General features: G+C 70.6%; 22 protein-coding genes and 1 riboswitch. Of the genes, 6 read left to right on the forward strand and 16 right to left on the reverse strand.

Going from position 1 to position 24,305, the window contains the following annotated elements:
* Nucleotides 1–44: 44 nt before the first annotated feature.
* The 5 genes from lysX to AB0J58_RS18475 form a co-directional block, all read right to left on the reverse strand.
* A complete protein-coding gene (gene lysX / locus AB0J58_RS18455) occupies nucleotides 45–1,547 on the reverse strand; it encodes a bifunctional lysylphosphatidylglycerol synthetase/lysine--tRNA ligase LysX (RefSeq protein WP_364217009.1) in 1,503 nt (500 codons plus the stop codon).
* A 132-nt stretch (nucleotides 1,548–1,679) separates the two neighbouring features.
* Complete coding sequence (locus AB0J58_RS18460) at nucleotides 1,680–2,462, reverse strand: type III pantothenate kinase (protein WP_364217012.1); 783 nt, start codon at nucleotides 2,460–2,462, stop codon at nucleotides 1,680–1,682.
* Nucleotides 2,462–5,002: an L-aspartate oxidase gene (locus tag AB0J58_RS18465; protein ID WP_364217014.1), complete on the reverse strand. Its 2,541-nt coding sequence runs from the start codon at nucleotides 5,000–5,002 to the stop codon at nucleotides 2,462–2,464. Before AB0J58_RS18465 ends, AB0J58_RS18460 begins: the two co-directional genes overlap by 1 nt.
* Nucleotides 5,003–5,283: 281 nt before the next feature.
* Nucleotides 5,284–6,192 carry a pantoate--beta-alanine ligase gene (gene panC / locus AB0J58_RS18470; RefSeq protein ID WP_364217017.1) on the reverse strand — a complete coding sequence of 303 codons (909 nt, stop codon included), beginning with the start codon at nucleotides 6,190–6,192 and terminating at the stop codon, nucleotides 5,284–5,286.
* A 102-nt stretch (nucleotides 6,193–6,294) separates the two neighbouring features.
* Nucleotides 6,295–7,185 (reverse strand): DUF2520 domain-containing protein, encoded by an 891-nt coding sequence (locus tag AB0J58_RS18475; protein WP_364217020.1) that lies wholly within the window; start codon nucleotides 7,183–7,185, stop codon nucleotides 6,295–6,297.
* Nucleotides 7,186–7,598: 413 nt separating this feature from the next.
* Between AB0J58_RS18475 and AB0J58_RS18480 the strand changes: the two genes are divergently transcribed.
* The 3 genes from AB0J58_RS18480 (at nucleotide 7,599) to AB0J58_RS18490 (ending at nucleotide 10,579) form a co-directional block, all read left to right on the forward strand.
* Nucleotides 7,599–8,564 carry an SAM-dependent methyltransferase gene (locus AB0J58_RS18480; RefSeq protein ID WP_364217023.1) on the forward strand — a complete coding sequence of 322 codons (966 nt, stop codon included), beginning with the start codon at nucleotides 7,599–7,601 and terminating at the stop codon, nucleotides 8,562–8,564.
* Between the two features lie 43 nt (nucleotides 8,565–8,607).
* A complete protein-coding gene (locus AB0J58_RS18485; protein WP_364217026.1) occupies nucleotides 8,608–9,366 on the forward strand; it encodes a GNAT family N-acetyltransferase in 759 nt (252 codons plus the stop codon).
* A 121-nt stretch (nucleotides 9,367–9,487) separates the two neighbouring features.
* On the forward strand, nucleotides 9,488–10,579 hold the full coding sequence (locus AB0J58_RS18490; RefSeq protein WP_364217029.1) for a DUF418 domain-containing protein: 1,092 nt from the start codon (nucleotides 9,488–9,490) through the stop codon (nucleotides 10,577–10,579).
* Nucleotides 10,580–10,601: 22 nt separating this feature from the next.
* On the opposite strand, the gene AB0J58_RS18495 is transcribed toward AB0J58_RS18490, so the two are convergent.
* Both AB0J58_RS18495 and AB0J58_RS18500 read right to left on the reverse strand, forming a co-directional pair.
* Nucleotides 10,602–11,801, reverse strand: a complete 1,200-nt coding sequence (locus AB0J58_RS18495) for a cytochrome P450 (RefSeq protein WP_364217032.1) — start codon at nucleotides 11,799–11,801, stop codon at nucleotides 10,602–10,604.
* 99 nt (nucleotides 11,802–11,900) lie between these two features.
* Nucleotides 11,901–12,644, reverse strand: a complete 744-nt coding sequence (locus AB0J58_RS18500) for a TerC family protein (protein WP_364217035.1) — start codon at nucleotides 12,642–12,644, stop codon at nucleotides 11,901–11,903.
* Between the two features lie 207 nt (nucleotides 12,645–12,851).
* A riboswitch (SAM riboswitch) is annotated at nucleotides 12,852–12,967 on the forward strand.
* Nucleotides 12,968–13,019: 52 nt separating this feature from the next.
* Here AB0J58_RS18500 and AB0J58_RS18505 point away from each other — a divergent pair.
* From AB0J58_RS18505 to AB0J58_RS18515, 3 genes are read left to right on the forward strand one after another with little or no spacing between them, the layout of a single operon-like run.
* Nucleotides 13,020–14,327, forward strand: coding sequence for an aminotransferase class V-fold PLP-dependent enzyme (locus AB0J58_RS18505; protein ID WP_364217038.1), 1,308 nt, complete (start codon nucleotides 13,020–13,022; stop codon nucleotides 14,325–14,327).
* 17 nt (nucleotides 14,328–14,344) lie between these two features.
* Nucleotides 14,345–15,526, forward strand: coding sequence for an NADH-quinone oxidoreductase subunit D (locus AB0J58_RS18510; protein ID WP_364217041.1), 1,182 nt, complete (start codon nucleotides 14,345–14,347; stop codon nucleotides 15,524–15,526).
* A 17-nt stretch (nucleotides 15,527–15,543) separates the two neighbouring features.
* Nucleotides 15,544–16,710, forward strand: coding sequence for an acyltransferase (locus AB0J58_RS18515; RefSeq protein ID WP_364217044.1), 1,167 nt, complete (start codon nucleotides 15,544–15,546; stop codon nucleotides 16,708–16,710).
* Between the two features lie 9 nt (nucleotides 16,711–16,719).
* Here AB0J58_RS18515 and AB0J58_RS18520 read toward each other — a convergent pair whose 3' ends face one another.
* From AB0J58_RS18520 to tilS, 9 genes are all read right to left on the reverse strand, one after another.
* Nucleotides 16,720–17,172, reverse strand: coding sequence for a DUF3180 domain-containing protein (locus AB0J58_RS18520; protein ID WP_343962191.1), 453 nt, complete (start codon nucleotides 17,170–17,172; stop codon nucleotides 16,720–16,722).
* Nucleotides 17,169–17,666, reverse strand: a complete 498-nt coding sequence (gene folK / locus AB0J58_RS18525; protein ID WP_364217047.1) for a 2-amino-4-hydroxy-6-hydroxymethyldihydropteridine diphosphokinase — start codon at nucleotides 17,664–17,666, stop codon at nucleotides 17,169–17,171. The genes AB0J58_RS18520 and folK overlap by 4 nt, the downstream gene beginning before the upstream one ends.
* Nucleotides 17,663–18,025: a dihydroneopterin aldolase gene (gene folB, locus AB0J58_RS18530; protein WP_364217206.1), complete on the reverse strand. Its 363-nt coding sequence runs from the start codon at nucleotides 18,023–18,025 to the stop codon at nucleotides 17,663–17,665. Before folB ends, folK begins: the two co-directional genes overlap by 4 nt.
* 188 nt (nucleotides 18,026–18,213) lie before the next feature.
* A complete protein-coding gene (locus AB0J58_RS18535) occupies nucleotides 18,214–18,654 on the reverse strand; it encodes a nuclear transport factor 2 family protein (protein WP_030905684.1) in 441 nt (146 codons plus the stop codon).
* Nucleotides 18,651–19,502 (reverse strand): dihydropteroate synthase, encoded by an 852-nt coding sequence (gene folP / locus AB0J58_RS18540; RefSeq protein WP_364217050.1) that lies wholly within the window; start codon nucleotides 19,500–19,502, stop codon nucleotides 18,651–18,653. Before folP ends, AB0J58_RS18535 begins: the two co-directional genes overlap by 4 nt.
* Nucleotides 19,503–19,819: 317 nt before the next feature.
* On the reverse strand, nucleotides 19,820–20,401 hold the full coding sequence (gene folE / locus AB0J58_RS18545; RefSeq protein WP_343962184.1) for a GTP cyclohydrolase I FolE: 582 nt from the start codon (nucleotides 20,399–20,401) through the stop codon (nucleotides 19,820–19,822).
* Nucleotides 20,402–20,403: 2 nt separating this feature from the next.
* Complete coding sequence (ftsH, locus tag AB0J58_RS18550; protein WP_364217053.1) at nucleotides 20,404–22,413, reverse strand: ATP-dependent zinc metalloprotease FtsH; 2,010 nt, start codon at nucleotides 22,411–22,413, stop codon at nucleotides 20,404–20,406.
* Between the two features lie 279 nt (nucleotides 22,414–22,692).
* Nucleotides 22,693–23,250 carry a hypoxanthine phosphoribosyltransferase gene (gene hpt / locus AB0J58_RS18555; RefSeq protein ID WP_343962180.1) on the reverse strand — a complete coding sequence of 186 codons (558 nt, stop codon included), beginning with the start codon at nucleotides 23,248–23,250 and terminating at the stop codon, nucleotides 22,693–22,695.
* 13 nt (nucleotides 23,251–23,263) lie between these two features.
* On the reverse strand, nucleotides 23,264–24,277 hold the full coding sequence (gene tilS / locus AB0J58_RS18560; protein WP_364217056.1) for a tRNA lysidine(34) synthetase TilS: 1,014 nt from the start codon (nucleotides 24,275–24,277) through the stop codon (nucleotides 23,264–23,266).
* Between the last annotated feature and the right edge of the window lie 28 nt (nucleotides 24,278–24,305).

Genomic DNA, 24,305 nt, shown 5'->3' on the forward strand with positions numbered 1-24,305 from the left:
GCCGCGGCCCCGCCCCGCGCCCCCCCCCCACGCTGCCCTCGGACTCAGCCGGTCGGCTTGACCAGCGGGAACAGGATGGTCTCGCGGATGTTCCTACCGGTGAAGGCCATGATGAGGCGGTCGATGCCGAGACCCATGCCGCCGGTGGGCGGCATCGCATATTCCAGTGCGGTGAGGAAGTCCTCGTCAAGCTGCATGGCCTCGGCGTCCCCGCCCGCGGCGAGCAGGGACTGCTCGGTGAGGCGGCGACGCTGTTCGACCGGGTCGACCAGCTCCGAGTAGGCGGTGCCGAGCTCGGTGCCGAACCCGATCAGGTCCCACTTCTCGGTGAGGAGCGGGTTGTCACGGTGCTGGCGGGTCAGCGGGGAGGTCTCCACCGGATAGTCCATGACGAACGTGGGCTGGACGAGCGTGTGCTCGACGAGCGCCTCGAAGATCTCCTGGACGAGCTTGCCCTGGCCCCACTTGGCATCCCAGTGGATCTCCCGGGCGTCCGCGAGCTTGCGTACGTACTCCAGGGGCGTCGCGGTGGTGATCTCCTCGCCCAGTGCCTCCGAGACCGACCCGTAGAGGGTTATCCGCGGCCACTTCGCCAGGCCGAGGTCGATCTCCTGCCCCTGGTGGACGACCACGGAGTGGCCGAGGGCCGCCACGACCGCCTTCTGGATCATCCGCTGGGTCAGGTCGGCCATGTCGTTGTAGTCGAGATACGTGCCGTAGGCCTCGAGCATCGTGAACTCGGGGTTGTGCGTGGAGTCCGCGCCCTCGTTGCGGAAGTTACGGTTGATCTCGAAGACCTTCTCGATACCGCCGACCACGAGCCGCTTGAGGTAGAGCTCGATCGCGATGCGAAGGTAGAGCTCCATGTCATAGGCGTTGATGTGGGTCTTGAAAGGCCGGGCCGTGGCTCCACCGTGGATCGGCTGGAGCATCGGCGTCTCGACCTCCAGGTAGCCCTCCTCGTGCCAGAAGTCGCGGATGGACCGCACCACGGCACTGCGGGTGTAGGCCAGCTTCCTGGCCTCGTCGTTGACGATGAGGTCGACGTAGCGCTGGCGGACCCGCGCCTCGGGGTCGGTGAGCCCGGCGTGCTTCTCCGGCAGTGGGCGCAGGCACTTCGAAGTGATCGCCCAGCGGTCGGCGAGGATGGACAGCTCCCCCCTGCGGGAGGTGATGACCTCACCCTCGATGCCCACGTGGTCGCCGAGGTCGACATCGCGCTTCCACGAGGCCAGTGCCTCCTCGCCCACCCGGTCCAGGGAGATCATGACCTGGAGATCGCCGGAGCCGTCGCGGATGGTGGCGAAGCAGAGTTTGCCACCGGTCCTGGACAGCATCACCCGGCCGGTGACACCAACCTTGTCGCCCGTCGCGGTGTCAGCGGAGAGATCAGCGTATTTCCGGCGGATCTCGGCGTTGGTCGCGGTGCGCGGGAAGTTCACCGGGTAGGGGTCGACGCCCTCGGAGCGGAGGCGGTCGAGCTTCTCCCGGCGCACGCGCATCTGCTCGGGCAGATCCTCGGCGGGGTTGGTCACTTCATCGGTCACAGTTCCAAAGGGTACCGATGTGGCGAACCTCATGAGGTCGCCGACCGCCGCGGGTCCTCCGGAGCGTCGCGGCGCCCTCCGGCCGTGACACCGCGCTCCGGGCGGTGTCACGGCACCGGGGTCACAACGCTCTCAGGTGGCGTTGCGGTGGTAGATCAGGCGCAGCCCGATCAGCGTGAGCCAGGGCTCGTGCATGTCGATCGAGCGCGCCTCGCCGACCACCAGCGGCGCCGCGCTGCCGGTGGCGACCACCGTGACGTCGTCGGGGTCGGCGGCGAGCTCGGCCGCCATCCGCTCGACGATCCCGTCCACCTGACCGGCGAAGCCGTAGATGATGCCGGCCTGGAGCGCCTCGACGGTGTTCTTGGCGATCACGGAGCGGGGGCGGACCAGCTCCACCTTGTGCAGCTGCGCGCCCGCCGCGGCGAGCGCGTCCACCGAGATCTGGATGCCGGGGGCGGTCACCGCGCCGACATACTCCCCCTTGGCGGAGACGGCGTCGAAGGAGGTCGCGGTCCCGAAGTCGACGATGACGCACGGCCCGCCGTACAGCTGGATGGCCGCCAGCGCGTTGACGATGCGGTCGCTGCCGACCTCCTTCGGGTTGTCCATCCGGACCGGCACCCCGGTGCGGACGCCCGGCTCGACGATCACCGCCGTCACGTCGCCGTAGTAGCGGCGGCACATCTCACGCATCTCGTTGAGCACCGATGGGACGGTGGAGCAGATCACGATGCCGTTGACGTCGGTGCCCTTGAGCAGCGGTGACTGCCCGAGCAACCCCTGGAGCACGACGGCGATCTCGTCCGCCGTACGCCGGGCGTCCGTGGCGATCCGCCAGTGCTCGATGACGTCCTCGCCCTCGAAGAGGCCGAGAACGGTGTGAGTGTTGCCGACGTCGATGGCAAGCAGCATCAGTTCCCCCGAAGGTCCAAGGCGATGTCCAGCGCCGGCGCCGAGTGCGTGAGCGCGCCCACGGCAAGGTAGTCAACACCTGTTTCGGCCACATCACGAGCGAGTTGAAGGGTCAGCCCTCCGCTGGACTCCAGCCGCGCCCTGCCGCCCACCAGCCGTACGGCCCGCGCCAGCTCCTCGACCGTGAAATTGTCCAACAGGATCTCCTCCGCTCCCTCGGCCAGCACCGGCTCGATCTGGTCGATCCTGTCGACCTCGACCTCGATCGGCAGGCCGGGGTAGGCGTCACGGACCGCCCGGAACGCCTCGGCGACCCCACCGGAGGCCACCACGTGATTGTCCTTGATCAGCGCGGCGTCCGAAAGTGACATGCGGTGATTGATACCACCGCCGCAGCGGACCGCGTACTTCTCCAGGGCGCGCAGTCCCGGCAGCGTCTTGCGGCTGTCCCTGATCCGGGCCCCGGTCCCCTCGACGGCCTGGACCCACCTACCGGTCAGGGTCGCGATACCGGAAAGGTGGGTGAGCAGGTTGAGCGCGGTGCGCTCGGCGGTCAGCAGATCCCTGGTGGGACCGGTGACGGTCATCAGCACGTCGCCCCTGGAGACGTACTCGCCGTCCTTGACCCTGCGCTCGGCCGTCAGGCGGCCTCCGCTGAGGTAGGAGAACGCGCCCTCGGCCACGGCCAGCCCCGCGACCACGCCGTCCGCGCGGGCGACCACGTCGGCGCTGTCGCGCCGGTCCGCCGGGATGGTGGCGACGCTGGTGACGTCACCCTCCGCCACGTCCTCGGCCGCCGCGACCTCAAGGACCGCGACCACCCCGACCGGGTCGAGACCCGCCTCGGTGAGATCGTTCTCCACCTGCGGCGGCAGCACGGTCGCTCGCCGCCCGTGCGGTACGTATGTCATGGTCGGTCCCTCCGCTGTCAGGGTCACGTCGAGGTGGCCCAGCCACAAGGCGTCGTCTCTCTCGGAAAAGTCCTCGCGCCAGTGCGACCCCCTGGTCTCCTGGCGGGCGCGGGCGGCCGCCACGAGCGCGGAGGCGACCGTCAGCAGGTTGGTGGTCTCCCACGCCTCGGTACACGGCTCGACCACCACCGGGGTCCATCTGAGGTTCAGCAGGGTCCTGGCGGCCTCTCCCAGCGACTCCCGGCTGCGCAGCACGCTCGCCCCCCGGCTCATGTGCCCCTGGATCCTGACCCGGGCCCTGGGGTCGATCAGGCCGGTGGGGCGGTCGTCGGGCACCGGTTCGCCGGCCGCGGCCCGCCCTTCGCGAACGTCGGCGTGGATGTCGGCGGCGATGCGACCGGCGAAGACCAGGCCCTCGAGCAGGGAGTTGGAGGCCAGCCGGTTGGCGCCGTGCACGCCGGTGCACGCGACCTCGCCGCACGCGTACAGACCGGGCACGCTGGTGCGGCCGTGCAGGTCGGTGCGGACGCCGCCGCTGGCGTAGTGGGCGGCGGGGGCGACGGGGATGAGCTGGGTGACCGGATCGACGCCGTGCTCCAGGCAGACCGCGTGGATCGTCGGGAAGCGGGTGCGCCACTTCTCCTCGCCGAAGTGGCGGGCGTCGAGATACACGTGGTCGGCGCCGGTGGCGCGGATCCGTCGCATGATCGCCTTGGCCACGACGTCACGGGGGGCGAGATCGGCCAGCTCGTGGACGTCCCGCATGAACCGGGTGCCGTCCGCGTCGACCAGTACCGCGCCCTCGCCCCTGACCGCCTCGGAGATCAGCGGCTGCTGGCCGCTCGCGTCCTCGCCGAGCCAGAACACCGTCGGGTGGAACTGGACGAACTCCAGGTCCCTGACGACGGCCCCCGCCCGCAGCGCGAGCGCCACCCCGTCCCCGGTGGAGACGACGGGGTTGGTGGTGGCGGCGTAGACCTGGCCCATGCCGCCGGTGGCCAGCACCACCGCCCTGGCCGTGACCGCGCCCACCCCGTCGCGCTCGCCCACGCCCATGACGTGCAGGGTCACCCCGGCGGCGCGCCCCTCGGCGTCCTTGAGGAGGTCGAGCACGAGGGCGTGCTCGATCACCTCGATCCCAGACCGCCTGACCGCCGCCACGAGCGCCCTCTGCACCTCGGCCCCGGTGGCGTCGCCGCCCGCGTGCACGATGCGATCGCGCCGGTGGCCGCCCTCCCTGGTGAGCTGGAGTTCCCCGGCCTCGTCGGTGTCGAACCTGGCGCCCATCGCGATCAGGCCGCGCAGCGCGTCGGGCCCCTCGGTCACCAGGACCCGGACGGCCTCCTCGTCGCAGAGGCCCACCCCCGCGAGGAGCGTGTCGGACAGATGCTCGGCGGGGGTGTCCCGCGGGTCGAGCACCGCGGCGATGCCACCCTGGGCCCAGCGGGTGGACCCGGACGACAGGACGTCCTTGGTGACGACCAGGATCTTCGCCTCGGGGTCCAGGCCGGCGTAGCGCAGTGCCAGGGTGAGACCCGCGATGCCGGAGCCCACCACGACCACGTCCGCCTGGACCGTCCATCCCGGAGCGGGAGCGGTCAACCTCTGGGGTATGGCCGGGATGCTCATTGCCGCCTCCTCGCGGAATCATAGAGGCCGTTCATTTCGTCAGCGTGACGATAACGCCATCCCCGGCGTGGCTGTTCCCCGGGGTGGGCATTCCGCCCGCCCTCCGGGACCGCCGCGCCCCTGGGCCGTGGGCGGCGGGAACGGGACCCCTCGTCGGGGGAACTCCGCCGCCGGGGCCGAGGGCACCGCGGACACGACCTCCGCGACCCGTCGCCCGCCGAGCGCGCGGCGGGACTTCACGCGGGGAACCGGGCGGCACCGCGTACGAGGGCCTCCAGAGCTCAGCGAAGGGTGAGCGTGACGTTGTCGATCAGCCGGGTGGACCCCACCCGCGCGGCCACCGCGAGGACCGCCTCGCCCGTGTGGCCGTCGCCGACCTCGGTGAAGGTCGCCGGGTCGACCAGGACCAGATAGTCGACGGCCAGCGACGGCTCGGCCGCCAGAACGGCGAGCGCGGCCCGGCGGATCTCCGCCGGCGTGCGCTGCCCGGCCCCCGCGTGCAGCGCGCGGGACAGGGCCAGACCGGCCACCCGGTCCTCCGGCGACAGGTAGCGGTTGCGGCTGGACAGCGCCAGCCCGTCCGGCTCGCGGACCGTCGGCGCCCCGACGACGGAGACCGGCAGGTTCAGATCGGCGACCATCCGGCGGATCATCGCGAGCTGCTGGGCGTCCTTCTGCCCGAACACCGCCACATCCGGCTGGACCAGGTTGAACAGCTTCAGCACCACGGTCAGCATGCCGTCGAGGTGCCCCGGCCGGAACTCTCCCTCGACGATCGAGCCCATCCTCCCCGCGGAGACGCCGACCTGCCTGTCCGGCAGGTACATGTCCTCGACCGACGGGGCGAACACCAGGTCCACTTCCTCGGCCGCGCAGACCTCCAGATCGGCATCGAACGTACGGGGATAGCGGGAAAAATCCTCGTTTGGGCCGAACTGAAGCGGGTTCACGAAGACGCTCACCGCCACGTGGGCCGCCCTCTGCCGGGCCAGCCGGATGAGCGAGCGGTGTCCCTCGTGCAGCGCGCCCATGGTCGGCACGAGCGCCAGCGCGCTCCCGCCCACGGAGGCGCCCGCGCCGATCCCCAGGGCTTCTCGCGCCTTGAGCAGCCCTGCGCGGTCGTCCGCCACGATCAATGGAACCTCCCGGGGGTGCTCCGGCCTGCCGGCCGGAGAGGGGGCGACGTTCATCGGAATTCCTGGAGAGTGGAGACCCCCGACCTCAAGCGTACGGAGGGAGAGGACGACACCTACCGGCTCCCCCCGTGGACCGCCCCCTCCGTCAGGCCGGTCTCAGGTCCACACGTTGCCCCCCAGGGCGTCCAGGAGGCGTTCGGCGGCCTCGGGCTTGAGCAACCCGGCCGCCAGGGCCCGATCGGCCGTGAGCCTGGCCAGCGCCACGTAGGCGTCCGCGGCCTCCGGGGCCGCGAGGATCAGCGCGTCCACGTGCCTGCGGACGGTACCCGCGTCACCTCGCACCACCGGGCCGGTCAGCCCCGAGATGCCGAGCCTCAGCACGTTCTCCAGCGCCGCGCCGAGCAGCGGGCCGAGCATCCGCCCCGGCTGCTCCACCCCGATCTTCTCCAGCAGTTCGGAGGACTCCGCGATGAGCGTCACCATGTGGTTGGCCGCTCCCGCGAGGGCCGCGTGGTAGAGCGGCCTGTCCTCGTCGGCGATCCAGACCGGCTCGCCCTCCATCTCGATGACGAGGGCCTCGGCCACCGGGCGGAGCCCTTCGGGCGCGGTCACCCCGTAGGAGATGCCGGTGAGGCGGCGCAGGTCGTCCTCACGGCCGGTGAAGGTCATCACCGGATGCAGCGCCAGCGGCAGCGCTCCGGCCTTGATCGCCGGATTGAGCACGGCCAGGCCGTACGCGCCGCTGGTGTGCGCCACCAGCTTGCCCCGCAGGTCCGCACCGGTCTCCACCAGGCCGGAGACCAACTCGGGCAGCGCGTCGTCGGGGACCGTCAGCAAGACGAGGTCCGCTCCGGCCACCACGTCCTGGGGCCGTACCGGGACGAGCCCGAGGCGCTCGACCGCACGCTCCCTGGAGTCGTCGGAGACACCGCTCGTCGCGACGATCCGGTGTCCCGCCCTGACGAGCGCCGCGCCGAGCGCAGAGCCGACCTTGCCGGCTCCGATCACTCCGACGGCCAGCCGTGCCGGGCGATCGACTGCGTCCATGACGTCACGTCCTTCGACCATGTGGGGCTTCGTGCCTGATTGACCAGCGTAACGGGCCGCGCCGCCGCAACCGCGTCAAGACGCGTGTTCCGGCGCGACGGCCCTGTTTCACCCCGGGAGCCCGGAAGCGGGCCCCGGGAGCGCATGAGACCCGCCGGGAGTCCGGCCCACCCGGTGATCGAGGTGACAGCGCGTCGACCTCCCGCCGGGATCCCCGAACCGGGCGACACACACCGTACGGGGCCCGCCCGGAGCCGTAGAACCCGGCCCACCCGGCGATCCAGGTGGCGACGCGCCGACACGGCGTCAACAACGATCGTGCGATCCGGTGACAGAATGCAGTCATGTACCCAGCCGAAGCGTCAGCGCGAGTTGATCTCGTTCCTCCGCCTCGGCGGGTAGCGTCTGAGAGTGTGTGGCTCACCTGGCGCGCCGCGATGGAGCACGCGCTCTACGGCGAGAGCGGCTTCTACCTCCGCGAACGACCCTCCAGTCACTTCCGGACCTCGGTCGGCGCCTCCCCCGTCTTCGCCGAGGCCGTGCTGCGCGAGCTGACCTCGGTCGACGAGGCGCTCGGCGGCCCCCAGGTGCTCGACCTGGTCGACATCGGCGCCGGTGAGGGCCTGCTGGCGGCCGGGGTGCTCGCCGCCGCACCGCCCGCGCTGCGATCGAGGCTCCGAGTGACCGCGGTGGATCTGGCGGCCAGGCCGCCGGCGCTGCCCGAGGAGATCGTCTGGGCGAAGGCCGCGCCGGACGGGATCTGCGGCCTGGTGATCGCCAACGAGTGGCTGGACAACGTTCCCGTCGACATCGTGGAGCAGACCGCCGACGGCCCCCGGCTGGTCCTGGTCAACGTCACCGACGGTGAGGAGCGGCTCGGCGGCAGACCGGCCGAGGCGGATCTCGCCTGGCTGGCCCGCTGGTGGCCGATGCGCACCACCGGTGAGCGGGCCGAGATCGGCAGGCCACGCGACCGGGCCTGGGCCTCGGTGATCGTGCGGTTGGCACGCGGCCGGGCGATCGCGATCGACTACGCCCACTCCCTGACCGACCGGCCGCCGTACGGCACGCTGGCCGGATACCGCGACGGGGCGATGGTCGCGCCGGTGCCCGACGGCTCGTGCGACATCACCGCCCACGTGGCGCTCGACGCCTGCGCGGCCGCCGGCGAGAGCGCCGGGGCCGTCACGACGGCGCTGACCACGCAGCGGGAGGCGCTGCGCGCCCTTTGCGTCACCGGGAACCGCCCGCCGGTCGAGCAGGCCAGGATCGACCCGCGCGGCTACCTGCACGCCCTCGCGCGGGCCTCCGAGGAGGCGGAGCTGATCGCTCCCGGCGGCCTCGGCGGCTTCGGCTGGCTCTCCCAGACCCGCCTCTGAGTGGGCCGGACGAGGATTCTTCCCGCCTCGTAGGGTCGGTGCCATGAGCACTCCCTCGACGCACGCCGTTCCCGCCGGGCCCACGGCCTCTCTCCGACTGGCCGTCCAGAACTCCGCCGCCTTCTGGACGGCTCTCGCCCGCACCCGGGGAAGCGAGCTGATCCGCCGCCCCGGCTTTCTCGGCTCGGACGGACGGGAGCGCGGCGGGCTGCGGATCCTGCTGCTCTCCCCGGCCCCCGGTCCGGACGATCTCGCCGAACTGACGGACCTGGCCCGGCGCCGGCTTTCCGACGGGGTCATCGTCGAGGACCCGTTCGGCTCGGTCGACATGAGCGCTCTGGGCCTGGCCCCGGGGCGGCTCCCCATCATGATCCGCCACCCCGGTCCGCTCCCCGCGCCACCGGCCGTGGAGATCACCCACGTGGAGACGGCGGCACAGCTGCGGACCGCGGAGAACATCGTGGTCCACGGATTCCCGCTGACCAACTTCCAGCCCTACCGCCCGGGTGACGCCTTCTCCGAGGACCTGCTGGGCCACCCCGGCGTCGATCTGTTCCTCGCCGCACGGGACGGGGTGCCCGCCGGAGCCTGCATGACCGTCGTCGACGGCACGGTCGGCGGGACCTACTGGGTGACCACCCTGCCCGGCCACCGCTCCCGCGGAGTCGGCCGGGCGCTCATGCACGCGGTCCTGGCACACCTGGGGGACCTCCCCGCCACCCTGACCGCGGCCAAGGCCGGCAAGCCGCTCTACGACTCCCTCGGCTTCGACACCATCACCGATGCGACCTGGTGGATGTGACAGGGCAACGGAACCCCGCTTGGGAGCCGAGCCGCGGTACCGGTCAAAAGTACGGCCGAGACGGTGCGAACCCTGCTTTTGACCGATGCCCGGTACCGGACCGGGTCCGCAGAATGCCTCCATGCCAAACGAAGACCCCCCTACGGCGCCGAATGTCGAGGGCCTGACCGGGCGCTACGGCAACGGGCCGGACCCTCGGAGGCGAGCCGACGGCCCGGGATTCCCCGGCCGCCCGCGTATCTCCGCGCTCGACGTGCTGCGCGGGTTCGCGCTGTGCGGGATCCTGCTGGTCAACGTCAAGCCGATAGCCAACGTCGACGTCGGCCATGTCGTCGTGGACTCGCCGGCGAGCCTGGAGGACGCCTGGCTGGGGCTGCTCGTCGATCAGCGCTTCTTCCCGATCTTCTCCCTGCTGTTCGGCGTCGGCTTCTCACTGCTGCTGAACTCCGCCACGGAACGCGTCGCCGGCCCCCGGCTGCTCCTGCTCCGCCGGCTCCTGGTGCTGCTCGGGGTGGGCCTGGCGCACATGTTCCTGCTGTGGCGAGGCGACATCCTCACCGTCTACGCCGTCATCGGCCTGCTGGTGCTGCTGCCCTCGACCTGGCTGCCCCGGTGGGCCGTGGCCGGTCTCGCCCCCGTGCTCCTCGCGGCACCGTTGATCGCCGGCCAGAACGGGATAGTTCTGGTCCCCGGGCTGTTCCTGCTGGGCTCGGCCCTGGTCAGGTACGGGGTGATCGACCGGATGGAGCGGTCCACCCGGGTGCCGGCCGCGCTGGGCCTGGTCTTCGCGGCGGGGGCGGTGCCCGCCCTGTGGTGGCAGATCGGGTCGGCCGGCGACGCGAACGCCCCGGGTTCCGGCCTCGCGATGGCCGTGACCGGGTTGCTGCTCGCCGGAACGTACGTGTGCGCGCTGCTGGTCCTGCTCAGGACTCCGCTCCGACCGGCGCTGCGGGCCGTCTTCGCGCCGCTGGGCCGGATGGCGCTGACCAACTACCTGACCGCCACGATCCTCGTGCTGGCGGTCGGTCGCGTCCTTGGCGGCTCACCGGAAAGCTGGTCGTCGGCGACCGTGTCACTGATCGCCGGCGCCATCCTCTCCGCCCAGTGGCTCCTCTCCGCCCTCTGGCTGCGCCGATACCGCTACGGCCCCCTCGAATGGCTCTGGCGCTGGGCCACCTGGGCCCAGCGCCCGCCCTTGCGCCGCTCCCCCTGACACCACCGCGCGGCGAGCCGGTTCAGACCCGTACGTCGAGGGCGGTGAGGCCGCGGATGATGTAGCCAGGGCCCCAGCCGGGCTCGGTGGCGAGTTCCAGCTTCGGTGCCTTACGGAGCAGGGCGCCGAAGGACTCGATCAGTTCGATCCTGGCCAGGGGGGCGCCCAGGCAGAAGTGGATGCCCGCGCCGAAGGAGATGTGCGGGTTGTCCACCCGGCCGGCGTCGAAGCGGTCCGGGTCGGCGAAGACCTCGGGGTCCCGGTTGGCCGAGCCGAACAGCAGCGCCACCTCGGTGCCGCGCGGGATGTCCACCCCGCCGACGGTGATGTCCTCCAGGACCCAGCGCTCGAACATCTGCAGCGGGGTGTCCCAGCGCATCATCTCCTCGATCGCGGTGGGCAGCAGGCCGTGGTCGGCGCGGAGCCGCTCCAGCTCGGCCGGGTTGCGGAAGAGCGACCACCAGCCGTTCCCGGTGACGTTGACCGTGGCCTCGTGCCCGGCGTTGAGCAGCAGCACGCAGGTGCCGACCAGTTCCTCCTCGGTGAGCTTGTCGCCCTCCTCGGCCACCAGGGCGAGCGCGCTGATCAGGTCGTCGCCGGGGTTCGCCCGGCGGGCGCGGGCCAGCTCGACGAGGTAGGCGGAGAACTCCTCGGCCGCGCGTACCGCGGTGCGCTGGGCCTCGACGGAGGGGTTCAGCTCGTACATCCCGCAGATGTCGGCGGACCAGGGGCGGAGCAGGTGGCGGTCGGCCTCGGGCACGCCGAGCATCTCCGCGATCACGGTCACCGGGAGCGGCTCGGCGACCTCGGAGATCAGGTCTCCGCCGCCGCGCTCGACGAAGCGGTCCACCAGCCCCCCGGCGATCTCGGCGACCTTGGGGCGGAGCGCCTCGACCATGCGCGGGGTGAACGCCTTGGAGACCAGGCGCCGGAGCCGGGTGTGCACCGGTGGCTCGACGTCGAGCATCCCGGCCCTGACCACCCGCCAGAACGGGTCCTGGAACTCGGGGTCGTCGGGCCTGCCGAACTCGGCGTGGGTCGCCATGTGCAGGTAGGAGCGGCCGAGCCGACGGTCGCGCAGCAGCGCGTTGACGTCGGCGTGCCGGGCGACCAGCCACTGGCCGGTCGGTTCAAAGAAGCTGACCGGCCGCTGCCGCCTCAGCTCGTCGTAGACGTCGTACGGATGGGCGACGAATTCCGGATTCCAGGGATCAAAGCGCACATGGACATCGTAATGTCGCCCCATGTGTCAATTGCCTGGTCCGGCCCCTGGAGCTGGGCCGACGCTCGACAGCCCGGCCACCGCCCCGCGACGGATGCGCTACGCCTCGGCCGGCTCGTCCGACTTCTCGGACCGGGCCGCCTTGGTGCGCAGCCGGATGTTCAGCAGCTCCACGATGAGCGAGAAGGCCATCGCGAAGTAGATGTAGCCCTTGGAGATGTGCTGCCCGAGGCCCTCGGCGATCAGCACGACGCCAATCAGCACCAGGAACGACAGGGCGAGCATCTTGATGCTCGGGTGCTTGTCCACGAAGCGGCTGATCGGGCCTGAGGCGAAGAGCATCACCAGGACCGAGACGATCACGGCCGCGACCATGACGCCGAGCTGGTCGACCATGCCGACCGCGGTGATGACCGAGTCGAGGGAGAAGATGATGTCCAGCAGCATGATCTGGACGATCACCGAGCCGAAGGTGGCGGCCGCCTTGGTGCCGCCGTGCCCGCCCTTGCCCTCCACATTGTCGTGGATCTCGATGACGCTCTTGCCGAGCAGGAAGAGCCCGCCGCCGAGCAGGATGAGATCTCGTCCCGAGATCTCCTGCCCCAGGACCTCGAAGAGCGGCGCCGTGAGTCTCACCACCCACGACAGTGCCAGCAGCAGCAGCAGCCGGCTGAGAAGGGCCGCGAGGAGACCCAGCTTGCGCGCCCTGTCCCGTTGCTCGGGCGGGAGCTTCCCCGCGAGGATCGAGATGAAGATGATGTTGTCGATGCCTAGCACGATCTCCAGAGCGACGAGGGTGACGAACCCTATCCAGATCTCCGGGTTGGTCACCCAGTCCAACATCTGAGCCTCCAGCTCGCCTTACTTGATCACTACCGGCACGACGAGATCCGTCGCTCGGCGTTATTCACCCACTACCAGGACAAACATCACGCGCCGCCGGATGCCACCCGGCTCACTGCCCAGACGAACGGGATCCGTCGTGAGTTCCCGAACCCAAGGGACATCACTTGCGAATCCCCGGCAGAGGTCGGTTATAGTTCCCCCGTAGGTCATGAGTGCCAGTGACAAGCCCCGGCTCGCTGGCCGGCAACCCTCGCGTCCGCGGCGGGGTGCCCCGGGTGAGGACCTGGTCCGGCACGAGGTGTGCCGGGCAAGCGCGGGCTCCAGGCACCTGTGCCACGGGTTGGGGTCCGATGACCTCGAAGGAGCCCTGGCGTGTCCATACTGACGATCTCCACCGCCGCAGCCGCCGACGCGGCCGCCCCCGGCACCGTCCCCGCGACCCGTACGTCCGGCGACCGGCCGATCCCCGCCGTGCTCGGTTCCGACCTGGAGGTCCCGGTCAGGGGCGGCAGGCTCGTCCGCTACGCCAACCTCGACTACGCCGCGAGCGCCCCCTGTCTGGAGCCGGTGAGCGCCGCCGTCGCCGCCGCGCTCCCGGCGTACTCCAGCGTCCACCGAGGCGCCGGGTACGCCTCCCAGCTGACCACGGCCCGCTACGAGCAGGCCAGGCAGACGGTGCGCGCCTTCGTCGGTGCCCGTCCCGGCGACTCGGTGATCTTCACCAGGAACACCACGGACGCGACCAACCTGCTGGCCCGCAGCCTGCCCGAGGGCACCACCGCCGTGGTCTTCGACACCGAGCACCACGCCTCGCTGCTGCCCTGGGAGCGTGCCCTGCGGCTGCCGGTCCCCGCCTTCCCCGGCGAGGCGGTCCGCGCCGCCGACGAGGCCCTGGCCTCGGTCGAAGGTCCCAGGCTGCTGGTCGTGACCGCCGCCTCCAACGTCACCGGGGAGCTGTGGCCGATCGCCGCGCTGGCCCACATCGCCCACCGCCACGGCGCCCGCGTCCTCGTCGACGCCGCGCAGCTCGTCCCGCACCGCCGCCTCAACCTGACCGCGCTCGACCTGGACTACGTGGTCTTCTCCGGTCACAAGCTCTATGCCCCGTTCGGCGCCGGCGCGCTGATCGGCCGTTCCGACTGGCTGGCCGACGCCGAGCCGTACCTGCGGGGCGGCGGGGCGGTGAGGGCGGTGAACGACGACGGGACCGAGTGGCACGACGACCCCGAGGCCCGCCACGAGGCCGGAACCCCGAACGTCCTGGGTGCCATCGCGCTGGCCGCGGCCTGCGACGCCCTGACCGCCACCGGCTGGACCCCGCTGGTCCACGAGGAGGAGCGTCTCCTCGACCGGCTGCGCGCGGGCCTCGCCTCCGTCCCCGGCGTGCAGGAGCTGTCCCTGTGGGGCCCCGACCACCCGCGCGTCGGCATCGTCTCCTTCGTGGTGAACGGCCGCACCGCCCGCGAGGTCGCCGAGTCCCTGTCCGGTGATTACGGCATCGGCGTCCGGGACGGCAAGTTCTGCGCCCACCCCTTCGTACGGCACCTGCTGGACGCCAAGGACGGCGGCTGCGACGACCCCACCGCCTCCGCGGTGCGCGCCTCCATCGGCATCGGCACCACCTCCGAGCACGTCGACCGGCTGATCGCCGCCCTGCGGGATCTTGCCTCGCGCGGCTGACGTGACAGCATGGACATATGACTGAGCCTCGCCGTGAACTGAACGTGGGGATGGGCGCGGGCGCCGCCGCCGTGCGGGAGGCGCACGGCAAGGAGCTCGCGACCGAGGACATGGTCCTCAACATCGGGCCGCAACATCCGTCCACGCACGGCGTGCTGCGGCTGCGGCTCACCCTGGACGGGGAGCGGATCAGCTCGGCCGAACCGATCGTGGGCTACATGCACCGGGGCGCGGAGAAGCTGTTCGAGGTGCGTGACTACCGGCAGATCATCGTGCTGGCCAACCGGCACGACTGGCTGTCGGCGTTCGCCAACGAGCTGGGCGTCGTCCTCGCGGTGGAGCGGATGCTCGGCATGGAGGTGCCGGTCAGGGCGGTCTGGACCCGCACACTGATGGCCGAGCTCAACCGGGTGCTCAACCACCTGATGTTCCTCGGCTCCTACCCGCTGGAACTCGGCGCGATCACCCCGATGTTCTACGCGTTCCGGGAGCGCGAGACCCTCCAGGCCGTGATGGAGGAGATCGCCGGCGGCCGGATGCACTACATGTTCAACCGGGTCGGCGGCCTGAAGGAGGAGCTGCCCGAGGGGTGGCTGGGCCGGGTCTCGACGGCCGTGGCCGACGTGCGGCGACGGCTGCCCGACATCGAGGGCCTGATCGCCGGAAACGAGATCTTCCTCGCCCGTACCCGCGGGGTGGGCGTGCTGGACCGCGAGACGGTCATGCAGTACGGCGTGAGCGGCCCGATCGCCCGTGCCTCCGGCGTCGACCTCGACCTGCGCAGGGACGAGCCCTACCTCGCCTACGGCGAGCTGCCGGTGAAGGTGGTCACCCGCTCCGCCGGGGACTGCCACGCCAGGTTCGAGGTGCTGCTGGAGCAGGTGAAGGTCTCCCTGGACCTGGCGGACGCCTGCGTGCGGCGGCTCCGCGAACTGCCCCAGGGGCCGATCAACCAGCGCCTGCCCAAGGTGCTGAAGGTCCCCGAGGGCCACACCTACGCCTGGACGGAGAACCCGCTCGGCCTCAACGGCTACTACCTGGTCTCGCGCGGGGAGAAGACACCGTGGCGGATGAAACTCCGGTCCGCCTCCTTCAACAACGTCCAGGTGCTGCGCGAGATGCTCCCCGGCAACCTGGTCTCCGACATGGTCGCCATTCTGGGCTCGTTGTTCTTCGTCGTCGGCGATATCGACAAGTGAGGCACGGTCAGGAGCGCATGATCGAACCCGGCGGAGACCAGCGGAGGACGACTCCCCCGACGGCACCCGCGTCCCCCGCCGATCCCGGCGACTCACCGGCCGTCGGCAGGCCACCGCGGGACCGGTACGTCGACTGGTTGCGCGCGTTCAGCCTGCTCGTCGTGGTGGTCTGGCACTGGGCTTTCACGATCCTCCAGTGGGGGCCGGACGGCCCCTCGCCGACGAGCCCGCTGGGCTTCACCTCGGGGCTGTGGATCCTGACCTGGCTGCTGCAGGTGTTGCCGCTCTTCTTCTACGTGGGCGGGTACGTCCACCTGCTGTCCTGGAACCGCGCCTGCGAAGGCGGGATGGGCATCGGCACCTTCGTGTGGCGGCGCATCCGCGGCCTCGCGATCCCGACACTGGCGCTGGCCGGAACCTGGATCGTGCTGGGCGCGCTCGTGACCTGGGCGTTCGGGATCAGGTGGATGAACCGGGTGGTCCTGCTCGTCATCAGCCCGCTCTGGTTCATCGGCGTCTACCTCGTGCTGATCGCCCTGCTCCCGGTCGCGCTCTGGCTGCACCGGCGCTTCGACGTGCTGATCCTGATCTGGCTGGCCGGGGCGGCGCTCGTCGTAGACGTGCTGCGGCTGCGCTACGGGTACGAGGCCGTGGGCTGGCTCAACATGATCATTGTCTGGGGGCTGGCCCACCAGGCCGGGTTCTTCTACGCGAGGGTGGTGGCACTTCCCCGCCGCTTCGACATCGCCATCCTGTGGACCGGGCTGTTCGCGCTCTTCGGCCTGGTCTACTCGGACATCTACCCGGGCTCGATGGTCGGCGTGCCCGGTGACAAGCTGTCCAACATGGCGCCGCCCACCTTCGTCATCGTGGCGTTGCTGATCTTCCAGATCGGCCTGGTGGAGGTGCTGAGGCCGGCCATGGAGCGCCTGCTCGACCACCCCAGGTGGCAGCGCGTGAACGAGACGGTCAACCGGTTCGCGCTGCCGCTCTTCCTGTTCCACACGACCGGCATGGCCATCTGGGTGGCGCTGACCTGGTGGCTGGCGGGCAGCAGGCCGGGCAGCCTGGTCCGGCCCGACCTGCTCTGGTGGCTGGAACGCCCCCTGGCCGTCGCCGGAGCACTGGTGTGCACCCTTCCGGTCATCATGCTCTTCGGCCGGAAGTGGGCCAGGAGGCGCTGACGCGTCCCCTCAGCGGTCGTCGTCCGCGGAGTCCTTGGGCACCTTGCAGCAGTGCTCCAGGTACAGGGCCGCGCAGACCAGCAGCACGCACACCAGCGCCGACCCGCCGGTGATGAAGAAGTCCTGACGGGGCACCCTCTGGTCGAGCAGTTCGGCGGTGTAGAGGGTGAACCCGGCGAAGAGTCCCGCGAAGACCGCCCCGGCGTACGCGGAGGCCTTGGCCAGGGCCGCCAGCCGGGCCACCGCCAGGGCATCGACGGGCTTGGTGTCGGGTCTGCGCTCGATCCTGGCCTTCGTCATCCACCCGCTGTAGGCCTCGCCGATCGCCAGCACGAGCACCGTGGGGATCGCCGTCCACGGCATGGTCGGCAGGGACACGTAGAGCGGCTTGAGCAGCGCCCAGGTGAGGATGGTGACCACGACGAAGAGCCCGACGAGGACGCCGGGACGGCTGGGCCTCACCCGTCCCCCCGCAGGACCAGCTCGGGGCGGGACCGCACGTAGTCCTGGTCGAGACCGGCCAGCAGATCGGCCACCCGGCGCCCGGACAGGACCGCGTCCGGATCGGCCCGCACCCACGGGACCAGCACGAACGCCCGCTCGTGCGCTCTGGGATGCGGCAGGGTCAGGTCTGGGTCGTCCATCACGACGTCTCCCACGGTGATCAGATCGACGTCCAGGGTGCGCGCTCCCCAGCGCTCCACCCGGACCCGGCCGAAGGCGTTCTCCACACCTTGAGCACGATCGAGGAGGGCCCGGGGTTCCAGCGCGCTCTCGGCGATCACCACCGCGTTGAGGTAGGCACCCTGCTCCGGGCCGCCGACCGGGTCGGTCTCGTAGACCGGCGACACCGCGACGAGCGTGAGCCCCGGCTTGGCGAAGAGGGCGTCGAGCCCGCCCCGCAGAGTGCCGAAGCGGTCGCCCAGGTTACTGCCGAGCGCCAGGACCACCCTCATACCCGGCCCCGGGTGATCGTCACGATCACGTCGTCGAACGGCAGCGGGATCGGCGCGGCGGGCTTGTGCACGCTCACCTCCGCCGACCGGACGAGCTCGCGGGCCAGGCAGACATCGGCCAGGCGCTGGGCCAGGGTCTCGATCAGGTCGACCGGCTCGCCCGCCACGACCCTCGCCAGATCCTCGGCGAGCTCGCCGTAGTGGACCGTCCCGCCGAGGTCGTCGCGGGCCGCCGCGGGCGCCGTGTCGAGGAAGAGCGTGACGTCGACGACGAACTCCTGGCCGAGCTCCCGCTCCGCCGCCAGCACGCCGTGCCGCCCGCGCACCCGCAGCCCCTTCAGGCTGATCCGGTCCGCCACCTGGCCCGACGGCAGGCCGTACGTCGTACTCGCCGGATCCCCCAGCGGGTCCTGGAGCGGATCGCCGATCAGGTCCGCGACGTCGTCGTTGATCCGCAGGGGCCGCTGGTCCTGGGATCCGTCACCGGCCCGTACCCCGGCCACCCGGGAGGCGTTCCCGTCGTCGGGCCATTCGCCGGTGCGCTCGCTCACGCCACCTCCTCTTCCTCTTCGTCGTCGTCACCCTGCAGCACGGGCGAGCCGTGGTGCAGCCAGAGCCGCCATCCCGCGGACGTGCGCACGAAGGTGTTGCTCGCCACCACCTTGCCCGCGGCGAAGCTGGAATCACCCTCGTCTCCCGCGGTGAGGATGTTCTCCTCACAGGTGAGGATGGCGACGTCACCCAGGACCATGACGCGGACGTCGGTCAGCACGAACTGGATGTAGGGCGTGTTGGCCATGATGAGCGCCCATGAGCGCAGCACCTCCTGCCGGCCGTTCACGATCGGCCACCCGGGGTGCACGCAGCTCACCTGCTCGCCATCGATGTCCTCGGCCCAGATCTCGGTCATCTTGTCGAGGTCGGCGTCCTCGATGGCGGTGTAGAACGCCTGGTTGACCGTCTCGACGGCGGTGGTGTCGACGCTCATGGTCTCGCTCTCTGAACTGCGGCGGCCACACGGACGGCGTCCGCGTTCGGGCGGACATCGTGCACACGCACGCACCAGGCCCCCGCCTGGGCGACGAGGGCGGTCACGGCGAGCGTGGCGTCGTCACTGCGGCTGAAAGGACGCGGTGTGCCGTCCGGGGTGGCCAGCAGGCGACCCAGGAATCGTTTCCGTGAGGCCCCGACGAGCAGCGGGCGGCCCAGCTCGGCGAGCCTGTCGAGGCCCGCGATCAGAGCCCAGTTGTGGTCGGGGTTCTTGGAGAAGCCCAACCCCGGGTCGAGCACGATCTGTTCCTCCGCAACCCCCTCGGCCAGCACGGACTCGACCCGCTTGGTGAGCTCCTGGCAGACCTCGGTCACCACGTCGTCGTACACGGCCCGCTCCTGCATGGCGTGGCTGTGCCCCCGCCAGTGCATCACCACGTACGGCACGCCGGAGGCGGCCACGACCCTGGGCATCGCCGGGTCGGCCAGCCCTCCGCTGACGTCGTTGACCAGTTTCGCCCCGGCCTCCACCGCCACCTGGGCGACCTCGGCCCGCATGGTGTCGACGCTGACGGCGACCCCCGCGCGGCTCAGCTCCCTGATGACCGGCTCGACCCTGGCCACCTCCTCCTCCAGCGGCACCCGCGCGGCGCCCGGCCTGGTGGACTCGCCTCCCACGTCGACGATGTCGGCCCCCTGCTCGACCAACTCCAGGCCGTGGCGCACGGCCTCCGCGGGGTCGAACCATCGGCCGCCGTCGGAGAAGGAGTCGGGAGTCACGTTGACCACGCCCATCACGAGACACCGGCCCACGTCCGGCAGCCCGGGCACACTCCACGTAGTCATGCGGACAAGCCTAGGCGTTGCGTACCGTCCGCCCGTCTCGCGGGTCCGGCTTGTGCCGCCACGGATCCGTACACCCGTCACGGAGCGGACGGCCTTTGGTCGGGGTGTCCGGCCTGCATGCGTCCTCCTCCGGGGGGACCCTGGGCGTGTCCGCCGCGATCCGAAGATCGCAGAGCACCCGGCCCTGCCGGGTATGGCGATATTAGCCGGATCAAGGTCAGCTTGGGGGATTTCTCTGGGCGACAACGCGGAACCCCGCCCGGGCCGCCGACGGGCGGTCCTGACGGGGTCGTCGCGGACGCTCTGGGAGATGGGGATCAGCGGATGATCAGGGCCATCGCCTCGGCGCGGGTCCTGTCGCTGTTGCGGAAGTCCCCGCGCACCGCCGAGGTGATCGTCTTGGCGCCGGGCTTGCGGACGCCCCGCATGGTCATGCAGAGGTGCTCACACTCGATCACGACGATGACCCCGCGCGGCTCCAGCACCTCCATGAGCGCGTCGGCGATCTGGGAGGTCATCCGCTCCTGCACCTGGGGACGCCTGGCATAGACGTCGACCAGGCGGGCGAGCTTGGACAGGCCGGTGACCTGCCCCTTCTCGTTGGGGATGTAGCCGACGTGGGCCACACCGTGGAACGGCACGAGGTGGTGCTCGCAGGTCGAGTAGACCTCGATGTCGCGGACCAGCACCATCTCGTCGTGGTCGACGTCGAAGACCGTGGTCAGCACGTCCTCGGGGGTCTGCCCCAGTCCGGCGAACTGCTCCGCGTAGGCACGGGCGACCCGGGCCGGGGTGTCCCGGAGACCGTCGCGGTCGGGATCCTCACCGATGGCGATGAGGATCTCGCGGACCGCGCTCTCCAACCGGACCGTGTCGACCGGTAGTGGCTTGACACCCACGCTCAGTTCCCGTCCCTCTGCACGGGGTCGGGCTGGCCCGAGCCGTTGGGGAGGACACCGTTACCCTCGGTCACCTGCTCACCGGGGGGAAGCGAGCCGTTGCCGGACTGCTCCTTGCGGGACAGGATCGGCGGGCGGTTGGAGGGCAGCCGCTTGCCGTAGCCGGAGTAGGAGGGCCTCTTCTCCTTGACGACGACCGGGGCGAAGATCTGCAGAACCTGCTCGCGGGAGAGGGTCTCCTTCTCCATCAGCTCCAGCACCAGGTTGTCGAGCACGTCGCGGTACTCGACGAGGATCTCCCAGGCCTGGTCGTGGCCCGACTCGATGAGGCGGCGGACCTCCTCGTCGATCGTGGAGGCGATCTTCTCGGAGTAGTCGCGCTCATGGCCCATCTCACGGCCGAGGAAGACCTCGGCGTTGCCACTGCCGAACTTACGGGCGCCGAGCTGCTCGCTCATGCCGTACTCGGTGACCATGCGGCGGGCGATGGAGGTGGCCTTCTCGATGTCGTTGGAGGCGCCGGTGGTGGGCTCGTGGAAGACGAGCTCCTCAGCCGTGCGGCCACCGAGCAGCATCGCGAGCTGGTCCAGCATCTCCGAGCGGGTCGCCAGGAACTTGTCCTCCATCGGCAGCGTCATCGTGTAGCCGAGGGCGCGTCCGCGGGACAGGATCGTGATCTTGTGGACCGGGTCGGAGTTGGGCAGCGCGTGCGCGACCAGGGCGTGACCGCCCTCGTGGTACGCGATGATCTTCTTTTCCTGGTCCGACATGACCCGGGACTTGCGCTCCGGACCGGCCATCACGCGGTCGATGGACTCCTCAAGGAGCTCCATCGTGATCAGCTTCTGGTCGGCCCGCGCGGTGAGCAGCGCGGCCTCGTTGATCACGTTGGCCAGGTCGGCACCGGTGAAACCGGGCGTCCTGCGGGCGATGATGTCGAGGTCGACGCCCTCGGCGAACGGCTTGCCACGACCGTGCACCTTGAGGATGCCCTTGCGGCCCTCCAGGTCGGGGCGGTCGACGGTGACCTGGCGGTCGAAACGGCCGGGACGCAGCAGCGCCGGGTCGAGGATGTCGGGCCGGTTGGTCGCGGCGATCAGGATCACGCCGCCCTTGACGTCGAAGCCGTCCATCTCGACGAGGAGCTGGTTCAGCGTCTGCTCGCGCTCGTCGTGACCACCGCCGAGACCGGCGCCGCGGTGGCGGCCCACCGCGTCGATCTCGTCGATGAAGATGATCGCCGGGGCGTTCGCCTTGGCCTGCTCGAACAGGTCGCGGACTCGCGAGGCGCCGACGCCGACGAACATCTCCACGAAGTCGGAACCGGAGATGGAGTAGAACGGCACCCCGGCCTCACCGGCGACGGCCCTGGCGAGCAGGGTCTTACCGGTTCCCGGCGGGCCGTAGAGCAGCACACCCTTGGGGATCTTGGCGCCGATCGCTTGGAACTTGGCCGGGGCCTGCAGGAACTCCTTGATCTCCTGGAGTTCCTCGATGGCCTCGTCGGCACCCGCCACGTCGGCGAAGGTGGTCTTCGGAGTGTCCTTGGTGATGAGTTTGGCCTTCGACTTGCCGAAGTTCATCACCCGGGAGCCGCCACCCTGCATCTGGTTCATGATGAACAGGAAGATCAGCACGATGATGACGATCGGCAGGAAGCTCACCAGGAGACTGAGGAGGAAGTTCTCCTTGGGCACGTCGACGGTGTAGCCCTTGTCGAGCTTCTTCGCCCCGACGGCGGTCTGGAGTTGGTCGGCGAGCTGAACGCCCTGGCCGGTCACCCACGAGGAGTAGTAGCGCTTGCCGTCGGTCAGCGTGACCTCGATGCGCTGTTCCTTGTCGATGATCTTCGCGTTGGAGACCTTGCCCTCGTCGATCCAGCTGATGATCTGAGAGGTGTCTCTCTTCTCGAAGTTGCCGTCGCCGCCCCACATGGTGGTGACGAGAAGCAGCAGAACGACGATGCCCAGGATCCACAGCAGTGGCCCACGTGTAAATCGCTTGAGATCCATCCGATGCGGAACCCCGGCGGGCCCGTCCCTTCCTGACCAGAGCCTGGCAACCCCGGGCGGACCCGGGGTTCGCGGTATCCCTAACCGCTCCAACTGACTGTCCGAAAGCGGCGGAGGCCACCTCTTCGGTCGTCCGAAGGTACACCGGCGTGGCGCGCGGGGTCACCGCGCGGACAGCACCGGCTTTCTCTACCAACGTACGTCAGGTAGGTCCGTGTTCCCCGCCGCTATGGGCAATGTCGCGTTTGTGAATGACACACTTCGCGCAGGGCGTACTTTTCAGTCCGCTCCGTACACGTGCGGCGCGAGAGTCCCGATGAAGGGGAGGTTGCGGTAGCGCTCGGCGTAGTCGAGGCCGTAACCGATGACGAACTCGTTGGGAATGTCGAAACCGATGTACTTGACGTCGATCGGCACCTTGACCGCGTCCGGCTTGCGCAGCGCGGCGCAGATCTCCACCGAGGCGGGGTTGCGCGACTTCAGGTTGTGCACCAGCCACGACAGGGTCAGGCCCGAGTCGATGATGTCCTCGACGACCAGCACGTGGCGGCCGGCGATGTCGGTGTCGAGATCCTTGAGCACCCGCACGACGCCCGACGACCTGGTGCCCGCCCCGTAGGACGACACCGCCATCCAGTCCATCTGCACCGGCACGTGCAACGCCCTCGCCAGGTCCGCCATCACCATGACCGCGCCCTTGAGCACGCCCACGATCAGCAGGTCCCGGCCCGCGTAGTCCTCGTCTATCCGGCTCGCGAGCTCCTTGATCTTGGCTTGGAGCTCTTCCTCGGGAATGAGGACCTTCGAGAGGTCCTTGCCCATGTCGGCTGCGTCCACCTGGGATTTTTCCTTACGAAACGGGGCTGACTGACTGTCTGGCGAGTATCAGGGTGTCATACCGGCGGATCGCCCCCACCCCCCCGGGCACCTCTATCCGCCGCTGTCCCCGCCACTGGGTGACCAGACGGTCCACCTGCAGGACGTGCGAGGCCGCGAGGGTGCCGGGCGGTGCCCCCGCGTCGATCGCCGCTCTCCGCAGCACCCTGCGGCGCACGGCCGCGGGAAGGTGTTCCAGGTCCCGTACGGCCATCGTCACCGGCCCGATATCGCTAAGAGCGCAATCTCGTACCGCGACACGGGCGTAGACCTCGGCGGCCCAGGCGTCGAGCGCGTCGGCGTCGTCACGGCAGAGGTCGGCGGTCCTGGCGAGCGCCTCGGCGACGCCGGGGCCGAGCTCGTCCTCCAGGGCGGGGAGCAGCCGCTCGCGGACCCGGACCCGGGCGTAGCGGGCGTCGAGGTTGTGCGGGTCGTCCCACGGGGACAGGCCGAGCGCCGCGCAGGCCGTCACCGTCGTCGCACGGCCGAGCCCGAGCAGCGGCCGCCGGTAGATCCCGGTCCGCGCGGGCATCCCGGCCAGCGACCGGGTGCCGCTCCCCCTGGCCAGCCTGAGCAGCACGGTCTCCGCCTGGTCGTCCCTGGTGTGCCCGAGCAGCACCACCGCCGCCCCGAGGCGCTCGGCGGCCTGTGACAGGGCCGCGTACCTGGCCGCTCTGGCCGCCGCCTCAGGGCCTCCCGAGGTGCCGACGGAGACCGCGAGCGCCTCGGCGAGGTCGAGCCCCAGACCGGGCGCGAGCCGTACCACGTCGGCCGCGCGCTCCCCGGAGCCCGCCTGCAGGCCGTGGTCGACGGTCAGCAGGCCGGCGCGGAGCCCGGCCCTGGGCGCGGCGAAACCCAGCGCGGCGGCCAGGGCCAGGGAGTCCGCGCCACCGCTGCACGCGGCCAGCACCAGCTCGCCCGGTTCCAGGTCGCCCAGCGCGTGCCGTACGGCACGGCGGACGTCGGCGACGGCGGGATGCGGACCCATGCTCGCCATTGTCCGGCCTCGGACGGGG

The organism is Streptosporangium sp. NPDC049644 (assembly GCF_040675205.1).
GTDB classification, from domain to species: domain Bacteria; phylum Actinomycetota; class Actinomycetes; order Streptosporangiales; family Streptosporangiaceae; genus Streptosporangium; species Streptosporangium fukuiense.

Excerpts from the sequence above, each read along its gene's own strand:
- AB0J58_RS18460 (WP_364217012.1), bottom strand. The coding sequence starts at position 2,462 with ATGCTGCTTGCCATCGACGTCGGCAACACTCACACCGTTCTCGGCCTC.
- AB0J58_RS18465 (WP_364217014.1), bottom strand. The coding sequence starts at position 5,002 with ATGAGCATCCCGGCCATACCCCAGAGGTTGACCGCTCCCGCTCCGGGA.
- panC (WP_364217017.1), bottom strand. The coding sequence starts at position 6,192 with ATGAACGTCGCCCCCTCTCCGGCCGGCAGGCCGGAGCACCCCCGGGAG.
- AB0J58_RS18475 (WP_364217020.1), bottom strand. The coding sequence starts at position 7,185 with ATGGACGCAGTCGATCGCCCGGCACGGCTGGCCGTCGGAGTGATCGGA.
- AB0J58_RS18485 (WP_364217026.1), top strand. The coding sequence starts at position 8,608 with ATGAGCACTCCCTCGACGCACGCCGTTCCCGCCGGGCCCACGGCCTCT.
- AB0J58_RS18490 (WP_364217029.1), top strand. The coding sequence starts at position 9,488 with ATGCCAAACGAAGACCCCCCTACGGCGCCGAATGTCGAGGGCCTGACC.
- AB0J58_RS18500 (WP_364217035.1), bottom strand. The coding sequence starts at position 12,644 with ATGTTGGACTGGGTGACCAACCCGGAGATCTGGATAGGGTTCGTCACC.
- AB0J58_RS18510 (WP_364217041.1), top strand. The coding sequence starts at position 14,345 with ATGACTGAGCCTCGCCGTGAACTGAACGTGGGGATGGGCGCGGGCGCC.
- AB0J58_RS18515 (WP_364217044.1), top strand. The coding sequence starts at position 15,544 with ATGATCGAACCCGGCGGAGACCAGCGGAGGACGACTCCCCCGACGGCA.
- folK (WP_364217047.1), bottom strand. The coding sequence starts at position 17,666 with ATGAGGGTGGTCCTGGCGCTCGGCAGTAACCTGGGCGACCGCTTCGGC.
- AB0J58_RS18535 (WP_030905684.1), bottom strand. The coding sequence starts at position 18,654 with ATGAGCGTCGACACCACCGCCGTCGAGACGGTCAACCAGGCGTTCTAC.
- folP (WP_364217050.1), bottom strand. The coding sequence starts at position 19,502 with ATGACTACGTGGAGTGTGCCCGGGCTGCCGGACGTGGGCCGGTGTCTC.
- ftsH (WP_364217053.1), bottom strand. The coding sequence starts at position 22,413 with ATGGATCTCAAGCGATTTACACGTGGGCCACTGCTGTGGATCCTGGGC.
- tilS (WP_364217056.1), bottom strand. The coding sequence starts at position 24,277 with ATGGGTCCGCATCCCGCCGTCGCCGACGTCCGCCGTGCCGTACGGCAC.